Annotated in this window: 20 protein-coding genes; 11 read left to right on the plus strand and 9 right to left on the minus strand. The window is 69.9% G+C overall.

Annotated features, from left to right (window positions below):
• The first annotated feature begins 34 nt into the window (after positions 1–34).
• Genes IE302_RS37055 through IE302_RS37065 form a run of 3 tightly spaced genes read left to right on the plus strand, consistent with a single transcriptional unit; the run spans position 35 to position 2562 of the window.
• Positions 35–196, plus strand: coding sequence for a hypothetical protein (locus IE302_RS37055; protein WP_191259120.1), 162 nt, complete (start codon positions 35–37; stop codon positions 194–196).
• Between the two features lie 50 nt (positions 197–246).
• Positions 247–1932: an alpha/beta hydrolase gene (locus IE302_RS37060; RefSeq protein ID WP_191259121.1), complete on the plus strand. Its 1686-nt coding sequence runs from the start codon at positions 247–249 to the stop codon at positions 1930–1932.
• A gap of 15 nt (positions 1933–1947) precedes the next feature.
• On the plus strand, positions 1948–2562 hold the full coding sequence (locus IE302_RS37065; RefSeq protein ID WP_191259122.1) for an LppA family lipoprotein: 615 nt from the start codon (positions 1948–1950) through the stop codon (positions 2560–2562).
• On the opposite strand, the gene IE302_RS37070 is transcribed toward IE302_RS37065, so the two are convergent.
• Positions 2559–3053 carry a GNAT family N-acetyltransferase gene (locus IE302_RS37070; RefSeq protein ID WP_191259123.1) on the minus strand — a complete coding sequence of 165 codons (495 nt, stop codon included), beginning with the start codon at positions 3051–3053 and terminating at the stop codon, positions 2559–2561. The genes IE302_RS37065 and IE302_RS37070 overlap by 4 nt on opposite strands.
• A gap of 130 nt (positions 3054–3183) precedes the next feature.
• On the opposite strand from IE302_RS37070, the gene IE302_RS37075 reads away from it, so the two are divergent.
• The 3 genes from IE302_RS37075 (at position 3184) to IE302_RS37085 (ending at position 6929) form a co-directional block, all read left to right on the plus strand.
• Positions 3184–3711, plus strand: a complete 528-nt coding sequence (locus tag IE302_RS37075) for an EF-hand domain-containing protein (protein ID WP_191259124.1) — start codon at positions 3184–3186, stop codon at positions 3709–3711.
• A gap of 93 nt (positions 3712–3804) precedes the next feature.
• Entirely contained in the window at positions 3805–6333 is a 2529-nt protein-coding gene (locus tag IE302_RS37080) for an ATP-binding protein (protein WP_229908178.1), read from the plus strand.
• On the plus strand, positions 6330–6929 hold the full coding sequence (locus IE302_RS37085) for a helix-turn-helix transcriptional regulator (protein WP_191259126.1): 600 nt from the start codon (positions 6330–6332) through the stop codon (positions 6927–6929). The genes IE302_RS37080 and IE302_RS37085 overlap by 4 nt, the downstream gene beginning before the upstream one ends.
• Before the next feature lie 199 nt (positions 6930–7128).
• On the opposite strand, the gene IE302_RS37090 is transcribed toward IE302_RS37085, so the two are convergent.
• Both IE302_RS37090 and IE302_RS37095 read right to left on the minus strand, forming a co-directional pair.
• The gene (locus IE302_RS37090) at positions 7129–7764 is read right to left on the minus strand and encodes a helix-turn-helix transcriptional regulator (protein WP_191259127.1); all 636 of its coding nucleotides are present in this window, start codon (positions 7762–7764) and stop codon (positions 7129–7131) included.
• 84 nt (positions 7765–7848) lie between these two features.
• Complete coding sequence (locus IE302_RS37095) at positions 7849–8100, minus strand: hypothetical protein (protein WP_191259128.1); 252 nt, start codon at positions 8098–8100, stop codon at positions 7849–7851.
• Between the two features lie 315 nt (positions 8101–8415).
• On the opposite strand from IE302_RS37095, the gene IE302_RS37100 reads away from it, so the two are divergent.
• From IE302_RS37100 to IE302_RS37115, 4 genes are all read left to right on the plus strand, one after another.
• Positions 8416–10500, plus strand: coding sequence for an ATP-binding protein (locus IE302_RS37100; RefSeq protein ID WP_191259129.1), 2085 nt, complete (start codon positions 8416–8418; stop codon positions 10498–10500).
• A gap of 101 nt (positions 10501–10601) precedes the next feature.
• Positions 10602–14255, plus strand: a complete 3654-nt coding sequence (locus IE302_RS37105; RefSeq protein WP_191259130.1) for an ATP-binding protein — start codon at positions 10602–10604, stop codon at positions 14253–14255.
• 112 nt (positions 14256–14367) lie between these two features.
• Positions 14368–15639 (plus strand): ABC transporter substrate-binding protein, encoded by a 1272-nt coding sequence (locus IE302_RS37110; protein ID WP_191259131.1) that lies wholly within the window; start codon positions 14368–14370, stop codon positions 15637–15639.
• Between the two features lie 11 nt (positions 15640–15650).
• Positions 15651–17015 (plus strand): GH1 family beta-glucosidase, encoded by a 1365-nt coding sequence (locus IE302_RS37115; protein ID WP_191259132.1) that lies wholly within the window; start codon positions 15651–15653, stop codon positions 17013–17015.
• Between the two features lie 126 nt (positions 17016–17141).
• Here the strand turns inward: IE302_RS37115 and IE302_RS37120 are convergent, their stop codons facing one another.
• Genes IE302_RS37120 through IE302_RS37130 form a run of 3 tightly spaced genes read right to left on the minus strand, consistent with a single transcriptional unit; the run spans position 17142 to position 19623 of the window.
• Complete coding sequence (locus tag IE302_RS37120) at positions 17142–17969, minus strand: carbohydrate ABC transporter permease (protein WP_191259133.1); 828 nt, start codon at positions 17967–17969, stop codon at positions 17142–17144.
• Between the two features lie 2 nt (positions 17970–17971).
• On the minus strand, positions 17972–18865 hold the full coding sequence (locus tag IE302_RS37125) for a carbohydrate ABC transporter permease (protein ID WP_229908180.1): 894 nt from the start codon (positions 18863–18865) through the stop codon (positions 17972–17974).
• The gene (locus IE302_RS37130) at positions 18862–19623 is read right to left on the minus strand and encodes a DeoR/GlpR family DNA-binding transcription regulator (RefSeq protein ID WP_191259134.1); all 762 of its coding nucleotides are present in this window, start codon (positions 19621–19623) and stop codon (positions 18862–18864) included. Before IE302_RS37130 ends, IE302_RS37125 begins: the two co-directional genes overlap by 4 nt.
• Before the next feature lie 287 nt (positions 19624–19910).
• Between IE302_RS37130 and IE302_RS37135 the strand changes: the two genes are divergently transcribed.
• A complete protein-coding gene (locus IE302_RS37135) occupies positions 19911–22322 on the plus strand; it encodes a beta-L-arabinofuranosidase domain-containing protein (protein WP_191259135.1) in 2412 nt (803 codons plus the stop codon).
• Positions 22323–22712: 390 nt separating this feature from the next.
• Here the strand turns inward: IE302_RS37135 and glmS are convergent, their stop codons facing one another.
• The 3 genes from glmS to IE302_RS37150 all read right to left on the minus strand — a co-directional run bounded on the left by glmS (position 22713) and on the right by IE302_RS37150 (position 26036).
• Positions 22713–24533 carry a glutamine--fructose-6-phosphate transaminase (isomerizing) gene (gene glmS / locus IE302_RS37140; RefSeq protein WP_191259136.1) on the minus strand — a complete coding sequence of 607 codons (1821 nt, stop codon included), beginning with the start codon at positions 24531–24533 and terminating at the stop codon, positions 22713–22715.
• A 56-nt stretch (positions 24534–24589) separates the two neighbouring features.
• Positions 24590–24868, minus strand: coding sequence for a hypothetical protein (locus IE302_RS37145; RefSeq protein ID WP_191259137.1), 279 nt, complete (start codon positions 24866–24868; stop codon positions 24590–24592).
• Positions 24869–24959: 91 nt separating this feature from the next.
• On the minus strand, positions 24960–26036 hold the full coding sequence (locus IE302_RS37150) for a M20 family metallopeptidase (protein ID WP_229908181.1): 1077 nt from the start codon (positions 26034–26036) through the stop codon (positions 24960–24962).
• Positions 26037–26048: the final 12 nt, after the last annotated feature.

Consider the following 26048-nt stretch of genomic DNA (forward strand, 5'->3'; position numbering starts at 1 on the left):
TCCCGGTACCAGATCGGCGGGCAAACTGGCGGCCTTGAAAGGCGCTTGGTCGAACAAGGGCCAGCGTTGGGCCGGCGCCTGGGAGGCGTACTCCGGCGACTTGGCCAAGGCCGTGGCGAACTACCGCGCCAACGAGGCGGCCGCCCGGCAAGATCTGCATGTCACGGTCTCTCACGGCGGGCCGAGGGCAAGCTGATGGTCTCTTGGGGCGATCTTCGACGCTGGAACCCCAACGTCCTTTCAACCATGTCGGCAGCGCTCAACGGCAAGTACTTGCAGCTGCTCACCTGCTCCGAAGACTTCGAGGACGCCGCGATGCCGAGTGGCTGGTCGGGCACGGCGGCTACCGCGGCAGCCGGAGCATCGCAGCGCTTGATCGAAGAGGGCAAAGAATGGGCGGCCGAGATCGCCGCCATCCGCCGAGCCAGTGGCGACGTCGCGGATGCCGCCGCCGGGGTGCTAGCCGGCTTCAAAGAAGCCGAGGGCCTGGCCAAGGCGCATAACTTCTCGATCGGGGACGACGGCTCCATTACCGACCATGGCCTGCCGCCGGACATCCCGGAAGAGCAACGCGAGGACGTCGAGCGGGAACGGAAGACCGTTGCTTCGGAGTTGGGCGAGCGCGTAAAGCAGACGCTGCTCTCCGCCGAGGACGTCGACAACGACTTCTGTGCCGTGCTCGATCCGGCGATCAACGGGCACACCATCGACGCCAGCGGCGAGGGCACCAGTCTGGCCGCGGCCGGAAACGCCGGCGAAGCCCTTGGCTCTTTGTCGATCCCTGCCCCGCCACCTGTCGACGCGGGCCCGGCGGCCAACGCCGCGTGGTGGGATTCCCTGTCGAAGCAGCAGCAAGAGCGCCTGATCAAAGATCTCCCGGGGCTGGTCGGCAACCGGGACGGTGTGGCGGCGTGGGCCAGGAGCAAAGCGAACATCGCGCTCCTGGCGGACGAGAAGCAGAAGCTGCTCGACGAGCGCACCGAGCTCATGCGCCACGCCCCCGATGATCTCGGCCGCGACCGGCCACTCGTCCGCGACTATCAGGAGAAGCTCGGCAAACTCGATGAACGGCTCGCCGCACTGGGCAAGATCGAAGGCATCACGGTGGGCCCGGACGGTGAGCCGCTGCCGAACAGGCAGCTCATGTCGCTCGATGTGACCGGCGACAAGGTGAAGGCCGCAGTGGCCAACGGCGACGTCGACAACGCCAAACACGTCGCTGTCTTCACCCCGGGCATGAACTCCGCGGTCGAGACCAATTTCGACGGCTATGTGAACGACATGCAGAGCGTGCGCGAGAGTGCCAACCGCATGGTCGGTGACCTCAGCGGCAAGTCGGTCGCGACGGTGACCTGGCTCGGCTACGAGCCGCCCGCTACCGACAAACTCGGCGACTACGTCGACGTCCTCAGCGGCGGCGCCGCGCAGGAAGGCGCCGAGAAGCTCGCCCGTTTCGACCAAGGGATCAACATGTCCCGGCCGGATGACCCGCACCTCACCGCCCTCGGTCACTCGTACGGCTCGCTGACCACCGGCATTGCACTGCAGAGTGACACCGGTGTCGACGACGCCATGTTCTTCGGCTCGCCCGGCATCTCCGACCAACCGTACGGAGACGGCATCGGTGGCCGTTCGATCGACCGGCTGCATGTTCCCGAGGGCCACGCCTACACACTCGAAGCGAATGGCGACGCGGTAGCCGACGTCGGCAATATCACGCACGGGCGGTTCGGCGAAGACCCCGGCAGCATGGAGGGCATGAAGCAGCTGTCGACTCACGGAGCGACATCGCTGCTCGACGGCCGGCCGCTCGCGGCTTCTTCGGGACACAGCGAATACACCTTGACCACGCCGGACGGCACCGACAGCACCAGCAAGTACAACATGGCGGCGGTCGTCGCCGGCCGCCCTGACCTGACCATCTCGAAGTAAGCCCAGGTGAAACACATGAAGCACGCTGCCGGAACCACCAGCTGGATTGCCGGGACGGCGGTTGCCCTCCTGCTCACCAGCACGGCGTGCGACAGCAGCCCGGACTACCTCGACAACGACCACGGCAAGGACGGCATGTCGACCCAACAGCAGTTCGCCGAACTTCTCCAGCGGCCGGACGCCAAGCAAGCCCAAGCGACGTACGACCAGACGCTCACCGATTTGCGCGCCAAGATCACGGAGGCCACCGGCTTCTCCGCGTGGCAGCAGGGCACCGTGGCCGAAGTGGCACCCGGCTGCAACGCCTTCCGCGCGGTCGATGTCCACGACGTCTACACCGCCTATACCACTTGGGGCCTGCCAGACGTCATTCCGGAAGCCGGCTGGGCGAAGACAACGCAGGCGCTCACCGAAACCGCGGGCAAGTACGGCTTCACGAAGAAGGGCTTCGAGGTGAACCAGCCCCAGTTCCGAGAGTTCCACCTCCTCGACGCCTTCGGCGCCGACCTGACACTCTCAAGCGCAACCGGCACGACAACCGGCACCAGCACCATGCTCACGCTGAAGACCGGCTGCCACCTGTCGGCCGAGGCACATACGCGGGGAACGCCGCGGCCTAGCGGAACCTAGCGATTGCTTCGAAATTCGCCCGGCCGTACTGAAGATTCGAGATCTCCCGTGGCTTCGGGCCGATAGGTATAGACGACAAGCCCTTCACTGATCTTGGCCACCTTGTCGTACAACGCGCGAGCCGGGGAATCGGCCGGCGTGTTCCAGTAAAGCCGGGGAAAGCCGTTCCGCTCGGCGTCTCGCGCCACCCATTCGATCATCGCGGTCGCGACGCCTCGCCGCCTGACCTCCGCGTCCACGAACAGGTCCGCCAGATAGCACCTCGCGTTTCCCCAGATTCCCGCGTGGAAAACGTAATGCGCGATCCCGACCAGCCTCCCGTCCAGCCGTGCGCCGATCCCGATCGCCTGCTCCCCGCCGCCGAGCAGTCGCTGCCAGGTCCGCTCGTAGGCTTCGTCGCCGCGCTCGACGCCGCCATGGGCGTCGTGGCCGCGGGCCAGGACTTCCCAACGGGTGCGGTCGGATCCGGTCAGGAAGCTGATCTCCACCATGGGGACATCCTGCCCGAGAGCCCCGGATCCTTCACGCATCCAGAGTGACCGGCCGTCCCCCGATCGTGGAGCGCCACCGCCCTGAATGGCCGCTATCCCGCCTCCGCGCCCGGTTCTATCGTTCGGACGCATGGCAAGCGACTTGCAGCGGCGCAAGATCTCGGGGGTTTTCGCCGCGATGGACGTCGACGGCGACGGTTTCCTTCAGGAGCAAGACTTCCAGGCGCTGGCCGCGCGCTGGGCACGACGCCGCGCCCCGGGTGACGCCCAGTCGCTGACCGGCATCATGCTGAGCTGGTGGACGACGTTGCTGGCGGCGTCGGACCTCGACCGCGACGACAAGGTCACCCTCGACGAGGTCCTGCTGGTGGTGGACAAGCTGCCCGGCATGCCCGAAGCCGTGACCGCGACCGCCGACGCGATGTTCGAAGCCATCGACGAGAACCGGGACGGCATGATCTCCGCGGCGGAGTACCGCCGGCTGATCGAGGTCTGGAACGGCCGCCCCACCGACACCGACGCCACCTTCCCCCTGCTGGACTCCGACGGCGACGGAATGCTGTCGCGGGACGAGTTCGCCGCGCTGTGGCTGGAGTTCTGGGCGGGTGACGACGCGGAGGCGCCGGGCACCCTCGTCTTCGGGCCCCTCGCCGCCTGACACGCGTCCGGTTCGCGGCTTTCGGGCCGACCCGGCGGCCATACGGGCCATACCGCCCCAGGTATGCCCTAGCGGTCGGTCTGTCGGCTCAGGATGGCAGGCGTGGACGAGGTGACCGAGCGGATCCTGGAGCGTGTCACCGGCGTGGGCGTGCCCTGTGTCTGGGTGACCGGGCCGGCGGGTGTCGGCCGGACCACGTTGCTCTCCCGGCTGTCCGAACGCCTTTCCGCTTCAGGGCGGCAGGTTTCTATCGTGCGCTTCACCCAGGACGGTGATCTCGCCCCCGGAGGCGATCCGTGGCCCGCCCTGGCGGCCGACGACGGGCACGTCCTGATGATCGACGACACCCAGTGGATGGGTTCCGACTCCCTCGCCGTCCTGGACGCGTTGATCCGCCGTCTCGGCGATACGTCCACCCGGGTGATCTGCACGACTCGCACCCCGGTCCGTGACGCGGCCGAAAGAGTCGCCACCGTACGGCGGCTGCGGGCCGACGGTCTGGTGGAGCCGATGCGGCTGCTGCCGTTGAAGGCGGACGAGATCACGCGGGCGCTCGTCGAGGCACTCGGCGCCGTTCCGAGTTCCCTGCTGCGAGACCGGCTGCACGAACTGAGCCGTGGAGTTCCGGCGGCGCTGCGCCAGGCACTGGACTTGCTGCGCGCGCAGGGCGCGATCCGGATCGTCGACCGGCGCGCGTATCTCGTCCCCGGCACCACGGTGCCGCTGCGGTCCGTGCACCTGGACCCCGAACGGCTCGCCGTCGCGAAGGCGGCCGCCGTCCTGCATCCGCTCGGCGAGGCGATGCCGTCGCTGATCAGCGAGCTGCTGGCGCAGGATCTCGCGGAAACCCTTGCGACACTGGAGAATCTGCGCGCCGACGGGGTGCTGCACCGCGGCCGCGGCTGGCGGTTCACCGTGCCGGTGGTCGCCTACGCGCTGATCGCCGAACTCGGGCCCTTCGAGCGCAGGCGGTTCTCCGCGGCCGCCGTCACCGCGTTGTGGAACGGGACCGCGCACACCTCCGCCCCGTACTACCTCCCCGACCGGATCGCCGAGGCAGGCAAGCTGATCGACCCGCGGCGCGCCCTCGCCGAGCTGCTCGACGACGCGGCGTTCCTGCCCGACGACCAGACCACCCGCGGCGCGCGGTGGCTGCGCGCCGCCGTCGAGCTGACCGAAGACCGGCCGCAGCGGGCGAGGGTGACCTTGCTCCACACGATGTGGTGCCATCTGAACGGCGACCACGAACAGAGTCTCGCGGGGACACGGCGGCTGCTGGAGGAGTTCCCCGACCGGCTTTCCGCCGACGCCGCGCAGGAAGCGCAGTCGATCGCCGTCTGCGCGCTGCACAACTCCGGCAACACGGCCGAACTGGCGAGGATCGCGATGAACCCGCCGGAATGGTCGGTGGCGTCGAGCGCGATCGCCTTGAGCCTGCTGGACCGGTGGGCGGAAGCGGCCGAATTGCTGGCGGAGAACGAATCCTGGCGCACCGAGTCGACGGTTTCCGCGATGCTGGGCGAACTCTTCGGCGGCCTCGCGGAACTCTGGGCGGGCCGTTCCGCGCGGTTCGGCGCGAATCTCACCCAACGCGAGCGGTGGCCCTTGAGAACGGCGAGGCGGCACCGGAACGATCAGATCACCTCGTACGTCACGGCGTTGCTGGTGCTGGGAGAACGGGGACGCGCGGAAAAGCTGCTCTCCGACGAGGCCTTCCCCGAGACCGGCCTGCGCGACAGCGAACGATCGATGCTCGCGGCCATGCGCGGCGAACCCTCGCGCGCCGTGGACTTCGCCCACCGCAGCGTCGCCGACCGGTCCCGGCGCGGCTACGACACCGGCTCGGCCGCGATGCATCTGTCGACCGTGTCGGTCCTGCTGTCCCAGGGACGGTTCAGCGCGGCGAGGGAACTGCTGACCGCGGCCCGCGCCACGGCGCCGATGCTGGCGCATCTGCTCGACATCGCCGAGGCCCGGGTCGACATGGCCCTCGGCGAGACCGACCGCGCCGCCCGTCGCCTGCACGCGGCCACCTGCGGACTCGCCGTCGGCACGGACATCGCCTGGGCCGACCTCGCCGAACTGGCGTTGCGGCGGAACGATCGGGCAGCGGCGAGGAAGGCGCTCGACGCGCTGGAAGACCTCGCTTCCGCGATGCCGACCGGGCGGGTGCTGCTGCATCGTCATCTGGTCCGGGCCTGTCTCGGCCAGGAGCCCGCCGAAGAATGCCTCTGGCTGGCCCGCGGGCGCGACCAGCCGCACGAACTGGCGGTCGCGGCCGAACGCCTGGTCCGGCACGGCGCGACGGATCCCAAGGTGCTCACCGAGGTGTACGAGACGCTCGGCTCGCTCGACGCGCTGCTGCACCGCGCCCGGCTGCGGGGCCTGATGCGGAAGAACGGGATCGAGATCCCCGGCGGTCAGGAGGAGACGGTCGCCGAGAACGAGCACCTGCTGGCGCTGCTGGCGGGCGAAGGACTGACGGACGAACAGCTGGCGCGGGCGTTGCAGACGAGCCGGAAGAGCGTGGAGGGGCGGTTGAGCGTGCTGTTCACGCGGACCGGCTACCGCTCCCGGATCGAACTGGCCACAGCGCTGCTGAACGGCCGCTACGCCTCATGAACACCCCGGACCTCCGGGTGGCCGTCTACACCGCCGACCCGCTGACCCGGGCCGGGCTGGTCGGCATGCTGACGCAGACCGCGGTGCTCGAAGTGGTCCCGTCCGGCGAACGCGGCGCGGACGTGCTGGTGGCCGCCGAAGACCCGGTCGACCACGAACTCCCGGTGCTGCGGCAGGCGGTGTCCGAACAGGGTGCCGTTCCCGGCGTCCTGATCGCCGGCCCGCTCCCGCCGTCCGGCCACCGCTCGGCCGCGACCGCCGGGGTCCGCAGCCTGCTGCCGCACCGGGCGGTCCGGGCGGAACGGCTGATCGCGGAGGTCATGTCCGCGCGGTCGGCGGTCGAGACCTCCGCCGGACGGCTGGCCGCCGGCTACGCCGAACTGGCGGACGGCCCGGACCGCGCCTCGCGGTTCCACGAACGCGAGATCCGCGTGCTGCGGCTGATCGCGGAGGGCAAGGACACCGCGGAGATCGGCGCGGCGATGGGCTACTCCCAGCGCACCATCAAGAACATCCTGCACCACGCGCAGCGGCGGCTGGCGTTGCGGAACCGGGCCCAGGCGGTCGCCGAAGCCATCCGCTCGGGCCTGATCTGAGCGCCCGGTGAAACTCGCCCTTCACCGCGACCCAAGTACATGAAGGGGTCCTTCACGGAGCCAGGCGCAAGCAAGGGGGCCTTCATGTACAGGCAAGCAGGCAAGCGCCCCGAAACCCGCCCCGTCTCAACGCGCGTGAAGGCCCCCTTCCCGCGGCTCAGCCGAGGGAAGGGGGCCTTCACGCGCGCCCGGAAGAGAGCTAGATGACCCCGGCCCGCACCGCGTAGGCGACGGCGTGCGGCCGGTTCTTCAGCTTCAGCCGTCCGGTGATGCCCTGGATGATGTGCTTGACGCTGCGTTCCGAGTAGCTGAGCTCACCGGCGATCTCGACGGTGTCCTTGCCTTCGGCCATCAGCCGCAGCACGTCGATCTCCCGCGTGGAGAGCCCGGCGGTGTTGACTCCCATCGGGTCGAGCACCTCGCGCTGCAGCCGTTCGACGTGTTTGAGCAGCTCGCCGAGCAGGCTCGGCGGGAGCACGCCGCCACCGGTGGCCGCCGCGCGGACGGCGTGCGCCAGGCGTTCACCGGTCGTGGCCGAGCGCGGCAGGACCGCCACCACCCGGCATTCGATCGCGGGCACGAGTTCCGCCTCGCTGATCTGGCTCACCACGAGCACCACGGGCTTGCCGTGCTCGGCGGCCAGCCGCCGCAGCCAGAGCACCGTCTCGGGCGTCAGCCATTCGGCGGCGAACACCAGTACGTCGGTCTCGGCGCGCTGATCCCAGTCCCGGATGTCGATCCCCTGCTGCGTACCCAGCTGACTGGCCAGGCCTGCCGTGGTGATCGGGTCGGGCGCGTGTACCGCCACGGTGATCTGTCGGGTTTCCGTTTCCACCTCTGTCCCCTCCGCTTGATCCGCGGCCCCAGTCGGATGGGTCACAGTCTGCGAAGGAGCTCTTCACGAACTCTCCACGAGTTCTCAACGAGGCGTGAAGGACTTCGTGGCCTGCTGAAACGCCTCCACGTACTTGGGAAGCTCGTCCAGGATGTCCCGGAGCCTGTCCTCGGGTCCGGTGTAGTCCGGGTCGGCGAGCAGGGCGTAGCCGTAGGCCAGAGTGCGCCGAAGCTCGGCGATGCGCGCTTCGGCCTCGTCGGCGTCCAGCACCAGCCTGCCGTCGTGGGCGAGACTGAGCAGGACGTCCCCGGCGAACTGTTCATGATCCTGGCTCACTGTCACAGCATGCAGAGCCACGCATGCCACGACCAGCGTCAGCCGACACTTTGCCCCTGCGAACGTACGGCTTTGCCCGGTCGCCCCTCATCTGACCAGACCCTGAAAACCACATGAACGGGCACCGAACGTCGGATCTGTTCACGGACGTGAATCCTCCGAACCGAACTACCCTGGCGAAACCCGAGAATGTCTCATGACAGCTGGACAAAACCCACACGACGGCTGCCCGATTGATTGCGAAACCCACATCGGCGCCACTAGGATTCCGCCGGGCAGGACGCCCTTCGAAGTCGGACGCACAGGCGGCAGGTCATGGACGAGGTTCCCTCGCTGACGGTGCGGCTCCTGGGCGGTTCCCCCGCCAGGCACGGCGACAGCGAGCTCGCCCTGGGTCCCGCTCAGCGGCAAGCGGTCTTCGCCGCGCTCGCGCTCCACGCCGGTCAGTTCGTCTCCCGCGAGGAGATCATCGACGCCGTCTGGGGCGAACGCCCCCCGGACAGCGCCACCGGCATCGTCTACACCTACGTCTCCGCGCTGCGCCGCGCGCTGGAGCCGGCGGGCGAACCGCTCGTCGCCACCCGCGCCGGGTACAGCCTCGACCTGCCGAGGCAGCAGGTCGACGTCCACGTCTTCGAGGCCGAGCTGGAACGGGCCCGCGCGCATCGGCTCGCCGGCGAACACCGGCGGGAACTGGAGTCGCTCCGCTCCGCGCTCGGGCAGTGGCGGGGTTCCGCGCTGAACGGGATCCCCGGCCCGTTCGCCGAGACCCAGCGCGCCCGGCTGAACGAACTGCGCATGAGCGCGCTCGAACGCCAGGCCGAGGTCGCGCTGCAGCTGGGCGGGTACCGCGAACTCGTGGGCGAGCTGGCCGTGCTGGTCGAGCGCCATCCGTTGCGCGAAGGCCTGCACCGCATGCTGGTCACCGCGTTGTTCCGGTCCGGCAGGCAGGCCGAGGCACTGGCCGCGTTCGACCGTGCCCGCGAGACGATCATCGAGCAGTCCGGTCTCGAACCCGGCCCGGAGCTGCTGGCCCTGCGGCAGCGGGTCCTGGACGACGATCCGACGCTGCACCACCAGGAGCAGCCGGAGCGCCACCGGCCGACGCAGGCCCAGCCCGGGCGGCCGTCCGCTTTCGTCGGGCGCGAGTTCGAACTGGGCCGGGTGCGAAGGCACCTGACAGCCCTGCTGGACGAAGGCCGCGGCGGGACGGTGTGGCTGGACGGCGAGGCGGGCAGCGGCAAGACCGCGCTCCTGGCGGAGGCCCTGGCCACGGCGAGAAGCCACACCCGCTGGGTCGAGGCCGACGAGCTGGCCGGCGCGGTCCCGCTGAGCATCATCGCCGACAGCCTCGGCGGCGAAGCACTGGACGATCTCGGCAAAACGGTCACCGCGCTGTGCGAGGACGGGCCCCGGGTGCTCGTCTTCGAGGACCTGCACTGGGCCGACGAGGAAAGCCTGCTCGCCTGGCAGCGGCTTCACCGGTTCACCGCGCATCTGCCGCTGCTGCTGATCGGCTCGGCGCGCCCCCTCCCCCGGCGCCGCACGCTCGACGTCCTCCGCTCGCGGCTCGACGGCGAGATCGTCCCGCTGCCACCGTTCGACGGCCCGGCCGTGGCCGCGCTCGCCGAGGAGACCCTGGCCAGGGATCCCGGTGACGACTTCCTCGGGTTCGCCGCCGAGTACACCGCCGGGAACGCCGCCTACCTGTCCGAAATGTTCGCCGAGTTCGCCGACGGCCGCGAGCCGGGTACCGCGCCGCACAGCAGGCTGGCCACTGTGGTGGAAGACCATCTCGCCACGCTTTCCTTGGCGTGCAAGCGAACGCTGACTTCAGCCGCGCTGCTGGGCTCGTCGTTCACGGTCGCCGACCTGGCGGGGGTCACCGGGCGCGAGCTGCGGACGCTCATCGAGGCCGTCGAGGAGGCGCTCGCCGCGCGCGTCCTGGAGACCGAGGGGGAACGCCTGCGGTTCCGCGTTCCCTTGGTGCGTTCGGTGTTCGCCGAGCACACGCCGCCCGCCATCCGCGCCGTGCTGCACCAGGAGATCGCCGCGACCATGGTGGGCTCCGGCGCGCCCGCGGACCGGGTCGCCGAGCAGCTGCTCCAGGTCGGCGACGAGCTGACCGCGCGCTGGATCCCGCAGTGGCTGCTCGACAACGTCCGCGTGCTGTCCACCGGGCCCGCCGTCGAACTGCTCCATCTGCTTTCACACCAACGGAATCTCACCGAGGAGCAGCATCAGGGCCTGGCCGGCGAACTCGCGTCGCTCCTGCTTCCCGAAGCAGGGACGACGGCCGCCTGGCCCGCCAACCGTGCCCTGGGGGCAGCCCAGCCGTGGTGCGCGCCGCTGCACGCTTTCACCCGTCCCGCCGTGCCGCCTCAACGCGGCGCGGTCTGAGCTACGCCCGGGTACGCAACCGAACTGTTCCGGGCACGTCCTAAACTGCGGGGCACGGTAGTGATCCGGCCACTTTCGGTGAGGACAGAAATGGAGCCGGTGTGACCAACGGGCTGCGCGTCGAGCTGCTCGGGCCGCCTCGTGCCTGGCTCGAAGACGTCGAGCTGAAGCTCGGGCCCGCCCGCCAGCGCGCGGTCTTCGCCGCCCTGGCCGCGCGCTGCGGCCAGTCCGTCTCGCTCGGCGAACTGATCTCCGACGTCTGGGGCGGATCGGCGCCCGCCAGCGCCACCGGCAGTGTCCACACCTACGTCTCCGGCCTGCGCGGGGCGATCCGCAAGGCGGGCGGTGACGCGCACGAGGTGCTGCATTCGTCCGGTTCGAGCTACGTGCTGCGGCTCGACCGCGAAGCGCTCGACGTCCGCCGGTTCGAACAGGAAGCCGTCACCGCCCGACGCCTCCTCGCCCACGCGGATCAGCGTGGCGCGGCCGCCCGGCTCACCACCGCCCTCGGTCTTTGGCGCGGCGAGGCGTACTCAGGCGTTCCCGGCCCGTTCGCCGAGGCCGAACGCGTCCGGCTCGCCGAACTCCAGCTGACCGCCACCGAACTGCGGGCCACCGCGCTGCTCGGCCTCGGCGACCCTCGCGAACTGGTGGCCGAGCTGACCGCGCTGGTGCAGCAGCACCCGTTGCGCGAGTCGCTGCACGAGACGCTCATGCGCGCCCTGCACGCCAGCGGGCGCCAGACCGAGGCACTGACCGCCTACCGCGAAGCCCGGCGGGTGCTCCGGGACGAGCTCGGGGTCGAACCCGGTGCCCCGCTGCGCGACCTGCACCAGCGAATCCTTGACGGCAGCGAGACACCTGTCACCGGATCGAAACCGGCTCCGGTGCGGATCGTGCCGCCGCCGGTGGCCAAGGCGATCGAACGCGGCGGCCAGGGCAGCCTGCCCGGCCGGGCACGGCAGGTCGAACGGCTGCACGGGTTCGTCACCGACGTGCTCGCCGGCCGCGGCCGTCCCGTCTGGCTCGAAGGCGAACCCGGCATCGGCAAGTCGGAGCTGCTGATCGCCGGGCTGGCGAGCGCCGCGGGACGCGGCTGCCAGCTCGCCTGGACCGCGGCCGACGAACTCCAGCAACGCTTCCCGCTGCAGGTGATCATGGAGTGCCTCGGGGTGCACCACGGCGCGGCGGATCCGGCCAAGGCCAAACTGGCCGGGGAGCTGCACGCCGAGCCCGCGCCCGGGAACTGGGGCCCCGCCGACCCGATCCTGTCCACTGTGGACAAACTACTGGCGCTGGTCGACGAGACCTGCGCGGCGGGCCCGCTGGTGCTGGTGATCGACGACCTCCACTGGGCCGACGAGGCCAGTGTGCTGCTGTGGCAGCGCCTCGCCGCCGCCACCCGCCAGCTGCCGCTGCTGCTGGTCGCCGCCACCCGCACCGGGCACGGCCGCCGGGACCTGGCCCAGCTGCGGCGCGGGATCGAGGCGAGGGACGGCGAGATCATGCCGGTCGAGGTGCTGACAGACGACGAGATCGCCGCCGTGTTCGAGGTGATCCTCGCGGCGAAGCTCGGCCCGAGCCTGCGCCCGCTGGTCCGTCGCGCGGCCGGGAATCCGCTCTACGCCAGGGAAATCGCGCACGACCTGGTCCGGACCGGTTCGCTGCGGATCAAGGCGGGCGTGGCCGAGGTGACGCTGGACGGCACCGAGAACGCGCCCCGGTCGCTGCTCGCGGCGGTGGGCCGCACCCTGGAAACCCTCGACCCGGCCACGACCGAGATCCTGCGCACCGCGTCCTTGCTCGGCGCCGAATTCGCCGTCGAGGATCTCGCCGTGCTGGCGGGCAGAAGCCCGCTTGAAGTCCTCCAGGGGCTGGAACCGGCGACCACCGCGGGGGTGATCGAGTACGCCGGCGACAAGCTCGCCTTCCACCATCCGTTCCAGCGGCAGGCGCTCTACGGCGGCATCGCCGAGCCGGTCCGCGCCGCGCTGCACCGGCGTGCCGCCGAATCGCTCGCGCGGACGGGCGCGCCGATCAAACGGGTCGCCGAGCAACTGGCGGCCGGGCCGGTGCCGTACGACCCCTGGCTGGTCGAATGGCTCACCGCCAACCACATCGCGGTGTCCAACCGGGCCCCGCATATCGCGGCCGACCTCCTGCGCGGCGCGCTCGAGGGCACCGTGCCCACCCGCGAGCAGCGGGAGACCCTGATCACCGCCCTGGTGCGCGTGCTGTTCCGGCTCGAAAAGGATCCCGAGGCCGAAGCCGAGCAGGCGGTGAAAACGGTCGTCGGCAAGGCGGACCTGGCGCAGATGCGGCATGTCCTCGCCGCGCTGCGCTACCGCCGCGGTGACACGCCGGGCGCGATCGAGGCGCTCGCCGACACCGCGGACGATCCGTCGATGCCGGAGCTGTGGCGCACCAGCACCCGGACGCTGCTCGCCAACTTCCGGCGCGGCACCCTCGACGATCTCGGCGAGACCGAACGGATCGCGCGGGGCCTGCACGCCGAGGCCGTCGAGGCGGGCGAACGGTATCCCGCCGCGCACGCGCAGCAGACGCTGTGGCTCGTGCATTCGATCCGCCGCGAGCACGACCGGGCGCTGACCGCGGTCGACGCCGCGCTCGAAACCACCGGCGACGAGGCCGAGCTCGCGACGCTGCGCTTCGACCTGCTCGACAACCGTCTCTTCACCCTGCAGAACCTCGACCGTCTCGACGAGGCCGACGCCACGCTGCACGCCGGGTACGAGACGGCTGCGCGGCACGGCCTGCCGACCGGTCCGCAGGTCTCGGCGGCCGTGCACTACTACTGGACCGGCCGCTGGGACGAGGCGCTGGCCGAACTGGACTCGGTCACCGAGGACGGTCCGGCGATCACCTTCTACGGGGTCCGCGAGCCCGGCGCAGCCGCCCTGCTGCTGCACGGGGTCGCCGCGCTCATCGCGGGCCACCGGGACGAACGCGTCTCCGTCCGCGCGCATCTGGAGGCGGCCGAGGCACATTCGCCGTCGAACTCGTCCGAACGCGAGAGCTGCGACTTCTACCTCGCCGCCCTGGCGATGGCCGCGGAACAGCGCGGCGAGCTCGACGACGCGCTGCGGCTGGTCGCGCCGGTGCTGCGCCCCGACTACGCCCGGATGATGCTGCGTCACCAATGGCTTCCCGACGTCGTCCGCGTCGCGCTCGCGGCCGGGAACGACGCCGTCGCGCGGGAAGCGCTCGCCGTCTGTGACGAAGAGGCGAGTCTGGAGACCGTGCCCGCCAGGGCCACCGCGGCCGCCGCCCGGTGCCGGGCGCTGATCGACGGCGATCCCGAAGGCGTGCTGGCCGCGGCCGACCACTACCGCGAGGTCCGCCGCCCGATCGAACTCGCGGCCGCCCTGGAGGACGCCGCCGAACTCCTCGGCCGGGCGGGCTATCTCGAAGCGGCCACCCGGTCGCTCACCGAGGCTTGCGAAGTGCTCGGGCCGGTCGGCGCCACGTGGAGCATCCGCCGGGCGGAGAGCAGGCTGCGCCGCTACGGCGTGCTGAGCCGGGCCGAGCGGGGCCCCCGGCACGCCGGGGCGCTGTCGCCGCTGGAACTGCGGGTCGCGCGGCTGGTGGCGGCGAAACTGTCCAATCCGGAGATCGCCGCCGAACTGAGCCTGCCACGCAGGACGGTGCAGTCGCTGGTGTCCCGGGTGCTGACCAAACTGCACGCCGATTCCCGGCTGACCGTCGGCGATCAGCTGCCGAGACGGCTCGCGTGAGCGTCCCTTCGGGCAACGCCGTCGTCCCAACGGACGGCACGCGCTGCCACCGTCCGATCACCACGAGATGATGCATCCGCAGTCCGCGAATCGCGTACGACCGAGGAGAACGATGACCCGCCCGCGTGGATCCCGCCTGGTGGCCGGACTGACTGCCTTCGCACTGCTGCTCACCGGCTGTTCGAGCAAGCCCGAAGCCGGCGGGCCGATCAAGCTCACCGTCGCCACCTTCGGCGAGTTCGGCTACGAGAAACTCTTCGACGACTACGAGAAGGCGCACCCCGGGATCACCGTCGAGAGCCGGGTCGCCGACTTCGAGACGCACCACCGGCAGCTGGCCACCGGCCTCGGCGCCGGCCGCGGCGGCGCGGACGTGGTCGCGATCGAGGAGCAGTACCTCCCCAAGTTCCGCCAATCCACGGACAAGTTCACCGACCTGTCCGAGTTCGGCGCGCAAAGCCTCCGGGAGAACTGGCCGGGCTGGAAATGGGACCAGGGCACCGCGGACGACGGCAAGTTCGTGATGGGCCTCGGGACCGACATGGGCAGCCTCGCCCTCTGCTACCGCCGCGACCTGTTCGCGAACGCGGGCCTGCCGACCGACCGCGAGCAGGTCGCCGCGCTCTGGCCGACCTGGGACAAGTTCGCCGAGACCGGGGAGAAGTTCAGCTCGCGGTCGCCGGAGGTCAAATTCGCCGATTCGGCGGGCACCGTCTACACGGCGATGCTCAACCAGGCGCAGGAGAACTACTTCGCCAAGGACGACACGTTCATCGGCGACACGAACCCGAACGTGCGCAAGGCCTTCGACCTCGCGGGCGGGATGGCGCTGAAGAAGGAGACCGCGGCGGTCACCACCTTCACGCAGCCGTGGACGGTGGCGATCAAGCAGAGCCGGTTCGCCGCGATCACGTGCCCCGCCTGGATGCTGACCCAGATCCAGGAGGCGGGCGGCCCGGAGCTGGCGGGCAAATGGGACGTCACCTCGGTCCCGGGCGGCGCGGGCAACTGGGGCGGTTCGTTCCTGACCGTCCCGAAGCAGGGCGCGCACCGCAAGGAGGCCTACGACCTCGCCGTCTGGCTGACCGCGCCCGAACAGCAGAAACGGATCTTCCTGGAAAGCGGGCTGCTGCCGAGCGCGCTGGGCGCCTACCAGGACCCCGCCGTGCTGTCTCACACCAGCGACTACTTCAGCGGCGCGCCGATCGGCAAGATCTTCGCCGCGTCCGCCGAAGCCCTGCGGCCGAACTACCGCGGGCTGCGTGACGGCGAGGTGCGGCCCGTCTACGGGCACGCGCTCGGCCGTGTCGAAGAGGGAAGGCAATCGCTCGACCAGGCCTGGAGCCAGGCTTCGACCGAAGGCCGCGCCGCGGCCGCCAACTGAGTGGGGACGGCGTGACACGCAGTTTTCCGGCCGGGTTCCGCTGGGGCACGGCCACAGCGGCGTACCAGATCGAGGGTTCGACGACAGCGGACGGACGCGGACCGTCCATTTGGGACACTTTCACCGCGCGAACGGGCCGGGTGCTCGACGACGCCACCGGCGACCCGGCCTGCGATCACTACCGGCGGTATCGCGAGGACGTCGCACTGCTGAGCGAACTCGGTGTGCCGTACTACCGCTTCTCCGTCGCGTGGTCGCGGGTCATGCCGGACGGCCGCACGATCGAACCCCGCGGGCTCGCCTTCTACGATCGCCTTGTCGACACGTTGCTGGAGCACGGGGTCACCCCGATGGTCACGCTCTACCACTGGGATCTGCCCGAGGCGCTGCAGGCCGAAGGCGGCTGGCCCAACCGCGATCTCGCGGGCCTGTTCGCCGACTACGCCGCGACCGTCCACAAAGCACTCGGCGACCGTGTCCGCCAGTGGACCACGATCAACGAGCCGTTCTGCGCCGCCTTCATCGGCTACGGCAACGGAGACCACGCGCCTGGCCTCCGGGACGAGGGCGCGGCGCTGGTCGCCGGGCACAACCTCATGCTCGCGCACGGGCAGGCCGCGCAGGTGCTGCGCGCGAACGGCGGTGAGCAGGAAGTGTCCATCGTGCTCAACTTCGCCCCGGTGCTGACCGATGTGGACGACGCCGCGCACCGCGAGGCCGCGCGCAAATTCGACTTCCTGCACAACAGGTTCTTCCTCGACCCGCTGCTCGGCCGCGGCTACCCGCCCGAACTGCTGGCGGATCTGGCGCATCTCGGCACGCTCGAAGCGGCGATCGCCGACGGCGACCTGGAGATCATCGCGCAGCCGCTGGACGTGCTGGGTGTCAACTATTACGCGCCCGCCCGCGCGGTCCCGCTGGACGATCCCGAGGCCGACAGCAACTGCCCGCTGCCCGGCCTGCGCGGTATGGACGTCACGCCGCCGCGCGGCGACCTCACCTCGCTCGGCTGGGAACAGCGGCCGGAGTCGTTCACCGATCTGCTGCTGTGGCTGCACGGGCACTGCCCCGGTCTCCCGCTCGTCATCGCCGAGAACGGCGCCGCCTTCGTGGATGAAGTCGTCGATGGGCGGGTGCGCGACACGGACCGCGTGCGGTACTTCGCCGAGCACCTCGCCGCCGTGCACACCGCGATCGAACGCGGCGCCGACATCCGCGGCTACATGGCCTGGTCGCTGCTGGACAATTTCGAATGGGCCATGGGGTACACGCAGCGGTTCGGCATCGTGCACGTCGACTTCGAAACCCAGGAGCGGGTGCTCAAGGACAGCGCCCTGTTCTACGCGGACGTGGTGGCGCGCAACGGGCTCCCGTAGCCGTCAGGACGGCACACCGACGTTGTGAAAGCCACGTTCACAACGTTCAAGGTCGCGAACGTGGCTTTCACAACATGCACCTTTGCTTGTCCGCTCGAGAACAAGGCCTCACCGTGACCACGGCCGTCAAGTCCGCGGCGCGCCCCGCATCACGCCGTCGACCACCTTCCTGGCCAGCAGGATGAACAGCACGATGACCGGCAGCACGCCGATCGTGGCCGCGGTGAGCATCAGCGAGTAGTCGGTGAAGTAGCCGCTGGCCAGCCTCGACAACGCCACCTGGACGGTCGGGTGCGCGTTGGGGTCGAGCACGATCAACGGCCAGAAGAAGTCGTTCCACGCGGTCATGAACGTCAGCATCGCGAGCACGGCGGCCTGCGGGCGGATGGCGGGCAGGGCGACGTTCCAGAACAGCCGCGCCGCCGAACAGCCGTCGACGCGGCCGGCGTCGAGCAGTTCACCGGGGATCGCCTCCTCGCACGCCTGCCGCATCCAGAACACGCTGAACGCGCCGACCAGGCCCGGCACGATCACCGCCTCCAGCCGCCCGTACCAGCCGAGTTCGCCGACCACCAGGTACAGCGGGATGACCCCGAGCTGGGCGGGCACCATCGCGGTGCCGATGACGACCAGGAAGAGCGAGTCGCGGCCGGGGAACCGCAGCCGCGCGAAGGCGAAGCCGGCCATGCTGGAGAGCAGCACGTTCGACACGGTCACCGTGCCGGCGACGATCAGCGAGTTCTGCATCGCCAGCCAGAAGTCGACGGTGTCGAAGACCCGGCCCACGTTCTCGGCCAGATTGCCGCCGGGCAGCAGCGGCGGGGTGGTCTCGCCGAGCGCGGAATTGTCCTTGGAGGACACCACGAACGACCAGTACAACGGGAAGATCGACGCGACGCCGACGGCGAGCAGCAGCCCGTAGACGACGAATCCGGCCCGTTCCCTCGCGGCCACGGTCACTCACCGCCCCGGATCCGGCGCACGAGCGAGAAGTTGACCAGCGCGAACCCGGCCGAGAACAGGAAGAGCAGCCACGCGATGGCCGCCGCGTATCCGGCGTCGAACTCGCCGAATCCCTTCTCGTACAAATACATCGCCAGCGTCTGGAACTGCCGGTCGGCGCCGCCGGTCCCGGCGGTGCCCGAATCGTCGAACAACTGCGGCTCGGCGAACAGCTGCAGCCCGCCGATGGTCGAGACGACGACGGTGAAGGCGATCGTCGGCCGGATCGCGGGCACGGTGATCGACCAGAAGGTCCGCCAGCGGGAGGCGCCGTCGAGCATGGCGGCGTCGTAGCGCTCCTGCGGCACGGACTGCATGGCCGCGAGGTAGAGCAGCGCGTTGTAGCCGGTCCAGCGCCACATCACCATCACGCTCACCGCGACGTGCGAGGCGAACCGGTCCGATCGCCAGTCCACCGGGTCGAGACCGACCAGGCCCAACGCCCAGTTGACGACACCGTAGTCCTCGGCGAAGAGCTGGCTGAACACGAGCGCCACCGCGACCACCGACACGACGTTCGGCAGCAGCACGCTGGCCCGCCACAGCGTCCGCGCGCGCAACGGGCGGTCGAGCAGCGCGGCGAGCCCGAGCGCGGCCAGCAGCTGGGGGACGGTCGACAGGATGAAGATGCTGACCGTGTTGAAGAGCGCGTTGTAGAAATTCGCGTCCTGGAGCAGGACGGCGAAGTTCCCGAGCCCGGCGAACCCGGTGTCGCCATTGACCAGATGCCAATGGTGCAGCGCCACCCACGCGGTGTAGAGCAGCGGGAAGAGACCGAAGACGCCGAACAGGATGTAGAACGGCGCTGTCATCAGGTATCCGGCGAGCCGCTCGCCCGTCCGCCTCAAACGGCTATCACCTTGACGCCGGTCCTGGTGATCTCGTCGGCCATCCGGTGATCGATGCCGGTGTCGGTGATCAGGGTGTCGACGTCCTCGAGTTCGCCGAACCGGGCGAAGTGGTCGTTGCCGACCTTGGTGTGGTCGGCCAGCAGCACCGTCCGCCGCGCGGACGCGATGGCCGCGCGCTTCACCATCGCCTCGGCGGTGTCCGGTGTGGTGAGTCCCCGCTCGACGGAGAGACCGTTGGCGCCGATGAAAGCGAGGTCGACGTACGTGTCCTTGAGGGCGTTGAGCGCCCAGCCGTCGACCGAGGCCACGGTCGGCCCGCGGACCCTCCCGCCGACCAGCATCAGCGTGATGCCGGGCCGGTTGGCGAGCGCGAGCGCGTTGGGCAGCGAGGGGGTGACCACGGTCAGTTCGCGGTCGGCGGGGATCAGGTGCGCGAGCCTGCCGACGGTGGTGCCCGCGTCCAGCAGGATCGCGCCCTCGGCGGGGACCTGCTCCAGCGCGGCCAGGGCGATCCGGTCCTTTTCCGCGCTCATCACCGCGTCGCGGGCGTCGAGCCCCGGCTCGATACCCAGCCGTTCCACCGGGATCGCGCCGCCGTGCACCCTCCGCACCACGCCGCTGCGCTCCAGCGCCGTCAGGTCGCGGCGGACGGTCTCGCTGGTGATCTCGAAGGCGGCCGCGAGCGTCGCCACGTCGACACGGCCGTTCTGCCGGGCCTGCTTGAGAATGGCGCGCTGCCGCTCCTCGGCGTACAACGCCTCACCTCCTGCCCTGGCGGATGAGCGGTCATGGCGACAATAGTTGCTTTCTCGCCGGTCCGACAACGGAACTCGCGGGAATCCGGATCCGCTTGAGCGCGCTCTGTCCATTGAGGACACAGCGCCGGGTGGACTTTCGCCTGGCATTGCCCGAACCGACGGCGAGGCTGCCCGTTGACGCAGTATTCGCACCCCGCGGACCCGGCATCCGGCGAACGGCGGATTTACAACGTTGTATCAACGATGTAAATCTGGGCGGACCGGGTCAGGAAAGGGGAAATCCCATGTCAGTCCCCCGCCGCAACTTCCTCAAAGCCACCGTCGCGACCGGCCTGGCCGCCGGCGTCGGCACCCAGGCCACACGGGCCACGGCCGAAGCCGCGACCTCCGCCGTCTCGCCGTACGTCGCCAACCGCGCACCGCTGCTGCCCGCTCCCCTGCTGCGGCTCCCACCCGGCTCCGCGAGGGCAGACGGCTGGCTGGCCACCCAGCTCCGCAAACAGCTTGACGGGCTCAACGGCCGCTACCAGGAGGTCTCGCACTACCTCGCGTTCGGCGACACCGGCTGGACACGCCCCGAACTGAAAGGCTGGGAGGAGGTGCCGTACTGGCTGCGCGGATACGGCGACCTCGGCTATGTCACCGGGGACGCCCGCGTCCTGGCCGACACCCGCCGCTGGATGGACGCCGTCCTCGCCACCCAGGCGCCGGACGGCTTCTTCGGACCGTCCGAACTGCGCACCCGGCAATCGGGCCACGCGGACCTGTGGCCGCACATGCCGATGCTGCACGCGCTGCGCTCGTACGAGGAGTACACAAAGGACACCCGGGTCGTCCCTTTCCTCGGCAAGTACTTCCGGTTCATGGCGGCGCAGCCGACGTCCGTGTACACCGACGGCTGGGGCCACACCCGCTGGGCCGACACGATCGACGTCGTCTACTGGCTCTACAACCGCACCGGCGAGGCGTTCCTGCTCGACCTGGTCCGCACCGTCCACCGGCACTCGGCGAACTGGGTGGACAACCTGCCGACCGGGCACAACGTCAACATCACCCAGGGCTTCCGCGAACCGGGCCAGTTCTGGGTCCTTTCCGGCGATCCCGCGCATCGCGCGAGCGCGTACGCGAACTACGACCGGATCCAGGGCCGTTATGGTCAGTTCCCGGGCGGCGGCTTCGCCGGCGACGAGAACGTCCGGCCCGGCTACGACGATCCGAGGCAGGGCTTCGAAACCTGCGGGATCGTCGAGTACATGATGAGCCACGAGATCCTCGCCAGGACGACCGGCGATCCCGTCTGGGCCGACCGCGTCGAGGAACTCGCCTTCAATCTGCTTCCGGCCGCGCTGGACCCGGCCGGGCGGAGCATCCACTACGTGACGTCGGCGAACGGGATCCAGCTCGACAGGCAGCCGAAGTCGTTGAGCCAGTACGACAACGACTTCGCCATGCAGGCCTACGAGCCGGGCATCGACAACTACCGCTGCTGCCCGCACAACTACGGGATGGGCTGGCCGTACTACGTCGAAGAGATGTGGCAGGCCACGGCGGGCGGCGGTCTCTGCGCGATGCTGTACGGCGCGTCCACGGTGACCGCGAAGGTCGCGGGCGGCACCTCGGTGACCGTCACCCAAGCGACCGCCTACCCGTTCTCGGACACCATCACGTTCACCTTCTCACTGCCGAAGCCGACGGAATTCCCTTTCCAGGTCCGGATTCCCGGCTGGTGCCCGGCGCCGGCCCTGTCCGTCAACGGCGGATCGGTCGCGGTGAGCAGCGGCCCTCGTTACGAAACCGTCGGCCGGGTCTGGCGCACCGGCGACCGCGTCACCCTGCGGCTGCCGATGACTACCCGCACCCGGACCTGGGCACGGAACCACAACTCTGTCTCGGTCGACCGCGGGCCACTGACGTACTCCCTGGCGATTCAAGAGAACTGGAGCCGGGTCGCGGGCGACGAGCAGTGGCCGGTCCACGAGGTCCGGCCCGGATCGGCGTGGAACTACGGCCTGGTGCCGCAGGCCGCGTTCACCGTCGTCACGACGGGCGGGAACCCGCTCGACCCGTTCACCCCGGCGAACAGCCCGGTCCGGCTCACCACCGACGCCCAGCGCATCGACGGCTGGCAGGCGAGCGAACAGAACGTGATCGACGAACTGGCCGACAGCCCGGTCGCGGTGAACACCCCGGTCCAGCGCGTCACCCTGATCCCCATGGGCGCGGCGCGGCTGCGGGTGACATCGTTCCCGCGGACCGGCGGTTCCCGGCCCTGGCGGTCCGGCTGGACCAGGATCGAAAACCGCAACTCCGGCAAGCTCCTCGCCGTCGACCGGATGTCCACCGCGGACTCCGCGCAGGTCGTCCAGTTCCACGACAACGGCACCGCGGACCACCTGTGGCGGCTGCTGGACAACGGGGACGGCTGGTTCCGCGTCAAGAACCGCAACTCCGGCAAGGTCCTCGGCGTCGATCTGATGTCCACGGCGAACTCGGCGCGCGTCGTGCAGTTCGACGACAACGGCACAGCGGATCACCTGTGGCGGTTCCTCGACAACGGGGACGGCTGGTCCCGGCTGCAGAACCTCAATTCCGGCAAGGTTCTCGGTGTGGACCTGATGTCCACGGCGGACTCGGCGATCGTCGTCCAGTTCGACGACAACGGCACCGCCGACCACCTGTGGCGGCTGCTGGACTAGCGCGCAAAAAGTGGCGGTGCCGAGTGGGTCGGGTGGGTCGTGAGTGGTAAGTGCCGTTCTAACGACACTTACCACTCACGACCCCCTTGCCCCACTCGGTACCGGCGCTTGCACGCTTGCCTGTACATGAAGGCCCCCTTGCTTGCGCCTGGCTCCGTGAAGGACCCCTTCATGTACTTAGGTCGCCCGTGAAGGTCGAGTTTCCTCGGCTGAGCCGCGTGAAGGGGGCCTTCACGCGCACCCGTCGTGACGTCTGGGGTTACTGGGGTTCATAAGGTTCTTGAGGCGATTCGCCTGTCCGTGGCGACAATCACTCGCTTCATGTCACACATGATGTCCACGCGGGACGTCGTGGACATCGGGGAAACCCCTGGTATCAGAAGATCAGGGTCACTCGACGGTGACGGACTTCGCGAGGTTCCGGGGCTTGTCGATGTCGTGGCCGAGGATCAGCGCGGCGTGGTAGGCCAGCAACTGCAGCGGGATCGTGAGCAGGATCGGGTCGAGTTCCGGCTCCGAGCGCGGGACGACGAACCGCGGCACGTCGAGATCGCCGAAGTCCACGGTGTCATGGGTGATCGCCAGTACCTGCCCCTTGCGCGCCTTGATCTGCTGCATCGCGGCGAGGTTGCGGTCGGCGAGGTCGTCGGACGGCACGATCGCGACCGTCGGCAGCGCCTCGTCGATCAGCGCGAGCGGGCCGTGCTTGAGTTCCGAGGTCTGGTACGCCTCCGCGTGACGGTACGAGATCTCCTTGAACTTCTGCGCACCCTCGCGCGCCACCGGGAAACCCCGGACGCGGCCGATGAAGAACAGGCTCCGCGCGTCCGCGCAGATCTTCGCGTGCTCGGCGATCTGGGACTCCGCCTCGACGATGGCGGCGACCTGCGCGGGCAGGGCCCGGAGCGCCGCGACGATCCGCTGTCCGTCCGCATTGGACAGATCACGGACCCGGCCCAGCGCCAGCGCGATCATCGCGAAACCGACCGCCATGTTGGTCAGCGCCTTGGTCGAGGCGACGGCGATCTCCGGACCGGCGTGCAGATACAGGCCGCCGTCGCAGGCCCGCGCGATCGTCGAGCCGACGACGTTGACGAGGCCGACCACCCGGCCGCCCTTGCGCTTGACCTCTTCGACGGCGAACGCGGTGTCCGCGGTCTCACCGGACTGACTGACCGCGATGTAGAGCGTGTCCGCCTCGATGATGGGGTTGCGGTAGCGGAACTCGGACGCGGCCTCCGCGTCGGCCGGGACCCGCGCCAGGTCCTCGATCATAGTCGCGCCGATCTGCCCCGCGTAGTACGCCGAGCCGCAGCCGAGGATCTTCACCCTCGCGAAACCGCGCAGGTCACGAGGAGTCAGGTTCAGACCGTCCAAACGGGACACTCCGAACCGGTCGTCGAGGCGGCCCCGGATCATGCGCTCCAGGCATTCCGGCTGCTCCTGGATCTCCTTGTACATGTAGTGCTGGTGACCGCCGAGGTCGAGGTCGTCGGCCTGGATGTCGATCGCGGTCGCGGCCTTGCCGGTGTCGCTCTCGTCGACGGTGAAGGTGCGGTAGCCCGTGGCTGAGACGCTGGCGAACTCGCCGTCGTCGAGGTGCACCACCTGCGAGGTGTGCCGGACCAGCGCGGACAGGTCGCTGGCCACGAACATCTCCCGGTCGCCGACGCCGATGATCAGCGGCGAACCGTTCCGCGCGACCACGACGCGGTCGGGGCGTTCGGTGTCGGTGACCGCGATCGCGTAGGTCCCGGTGACGCGGGAAACGGCCTCGACGACGGCGTCTTCGAGGGTCTTCGCGCCCGACCTCGCGATGAGGTGGGCGAGCACCTCGGTGTCGGTCTCGGAGGTCAGCGTCACCCCGGCCTGGCCGAGCTGCTCGCGCAGGGCGTCCGCGTTGTCGATGATCCCGTTGTGCACCACGGAGATCCGGCCGTCCTCGGAGACGTGCGGATGCGCGTTCGCCTCGGTCGCCGGACCATGCGTCGCCCACCTCGTGTGCCCGATGCCGACCTTGCCCGCGAGCCGCTTGGGCAGGGCCGCGGTCAGGTTCCGCACCCGCCCGACGATCCGGTGCACCTGGGCGCCTTTACCGCCCAGGACGGAGATCCCGGCCGAGTCGTAGCCGCGGTACTCCAGCCGCGTCAGCCCCTCGATCAGGATCGGGGCGGCGTTCTGGCCGCCGATGTAGCCGACGATTCCGCACATGACGAGTCAACCTCACAAAGAAAAACGGACGGGATACGCGAAGACCGGGCGTTCCGTCAGCCGTAGACGATGCGGCGCAGCTGCCGCTCGGACAGGTCGGGAGGAGCGACGAGACGACGGCTCAGTTCTCCGGCGACGAGCGGGAAGATCTCGGGGTTCTTCCTGCCCTCGGCCTGCAACCGGGCGTGCCGCGACCGGACGTACTGCTCGACCGGCTGCCGGTAGAACGCCAGGACGTCCGCGACGACACGGGCGGCGATGGCCGTCGACAAACCCGTCGACAAGGCCACCTGCTCGACGATGTCCGCGTCCTCCACTGGACCCATCTTGCACATCGAGACCCCGAAACGCCAGTTCTTGCCCGAAATCGGGCAAGAACTAGCGCCTGCCTCCTCGCATTTAGTCCTCTGAATGCGTGCGGGCCGGTCAGCGAGCCCGAATCGCGGTCACCAGCCCGGTGACCAGATCCGCCCGCTCGGCCATCGACCCCACCAGCAGGTACTCGTGATCCGCGTGGGCTCCGCCGCCGACGGCACCCAGCCCGTCGAGGGTCGGGGCCCCGATCGCGGCCGTGAGATTTCCGTCGCTCCCGCCCCCGACGGCCACGCCGTCGACTCCGGGCAGGAGCCGTTCCGCGACGGCGAAGAGGTCCGCGGCGGCCGATTCGGGCATCGGAGGCCGGTGGATCCCGCCTCGCACCTCGATTTCCGCCCCGTCGAGACGCGGGGTCAGCGCGGCGAACCCCGCCTCGACGCGCTCCTTCTCCTCAGTGGACTCGACCCGGACGTCGACCACGACCGACGCGGAGGCGGGCACGACGTTGCTCGCGGTTCCCGCCGAAGCGACGGTCGGCGTGACGCTCGTCCCGGCCTCGGGCCGGTCGAGCGCGGCGATGGCCAGCACCTGATGCGCGGCTTCGGTCAGCGCGTTGATCCCGGCCTCGGGTTCGAGGCCGGCGTGCGACGCCCTGCCGGTGATGACGACCTCGAACGTGCCGCATCCCTTGCGGCCGATCTTCAGACCGCCGCCGTCGGCCGCTCCCTCGAACACGAGCACCGCGCCGCACGCGCGGGCACGCTCCTCGATGAGGGCCCGGGACGCGTGCGAGCCCGTCTCCTCGTCGGCGGTCACCAGGATCTCGACGCCGGTCAGGTCGTCGAGCGCCGCGAGGCCGTGGATCGCCTGCACCAGTCCGCCGAGCATGTCGAACACGCCGGGCCCGGTCACCCGGCCGCCGGTCACCACGAACGGACGGCGGGCCAGCGTGCCGATCGGGAACACGGTGTCGTGGTGCCCCAGGATCAGCACGCGGGGCTCACCACCGCCGGACCAGCGGACATGCGGCCCCGCCTCGCTCTCCACGAGGGTCGCCGTCCCGCCGAGGCGGGTTTCGAGGATGACGGCCAACGCCCGGGCCGACGCCGTCAAAGCCTCGATGTCACCCGAAGGCGACTCGATGTCGACGAGCGTCCTGAGGTCTTCGATCATCGCGTCGACAGTCACCCGGACACCTTC

Origin of the sequence: Amycolatopsis oliviviridis (assembly GCF_014654365.1) — a bacterium.
GTDB lineage: Bacteria > Actinomycetota > Actinomycetes > Mycobacteriales > Pseudonocardiaceae > Amycolatopsis > Amycolatopsis oliviviridis.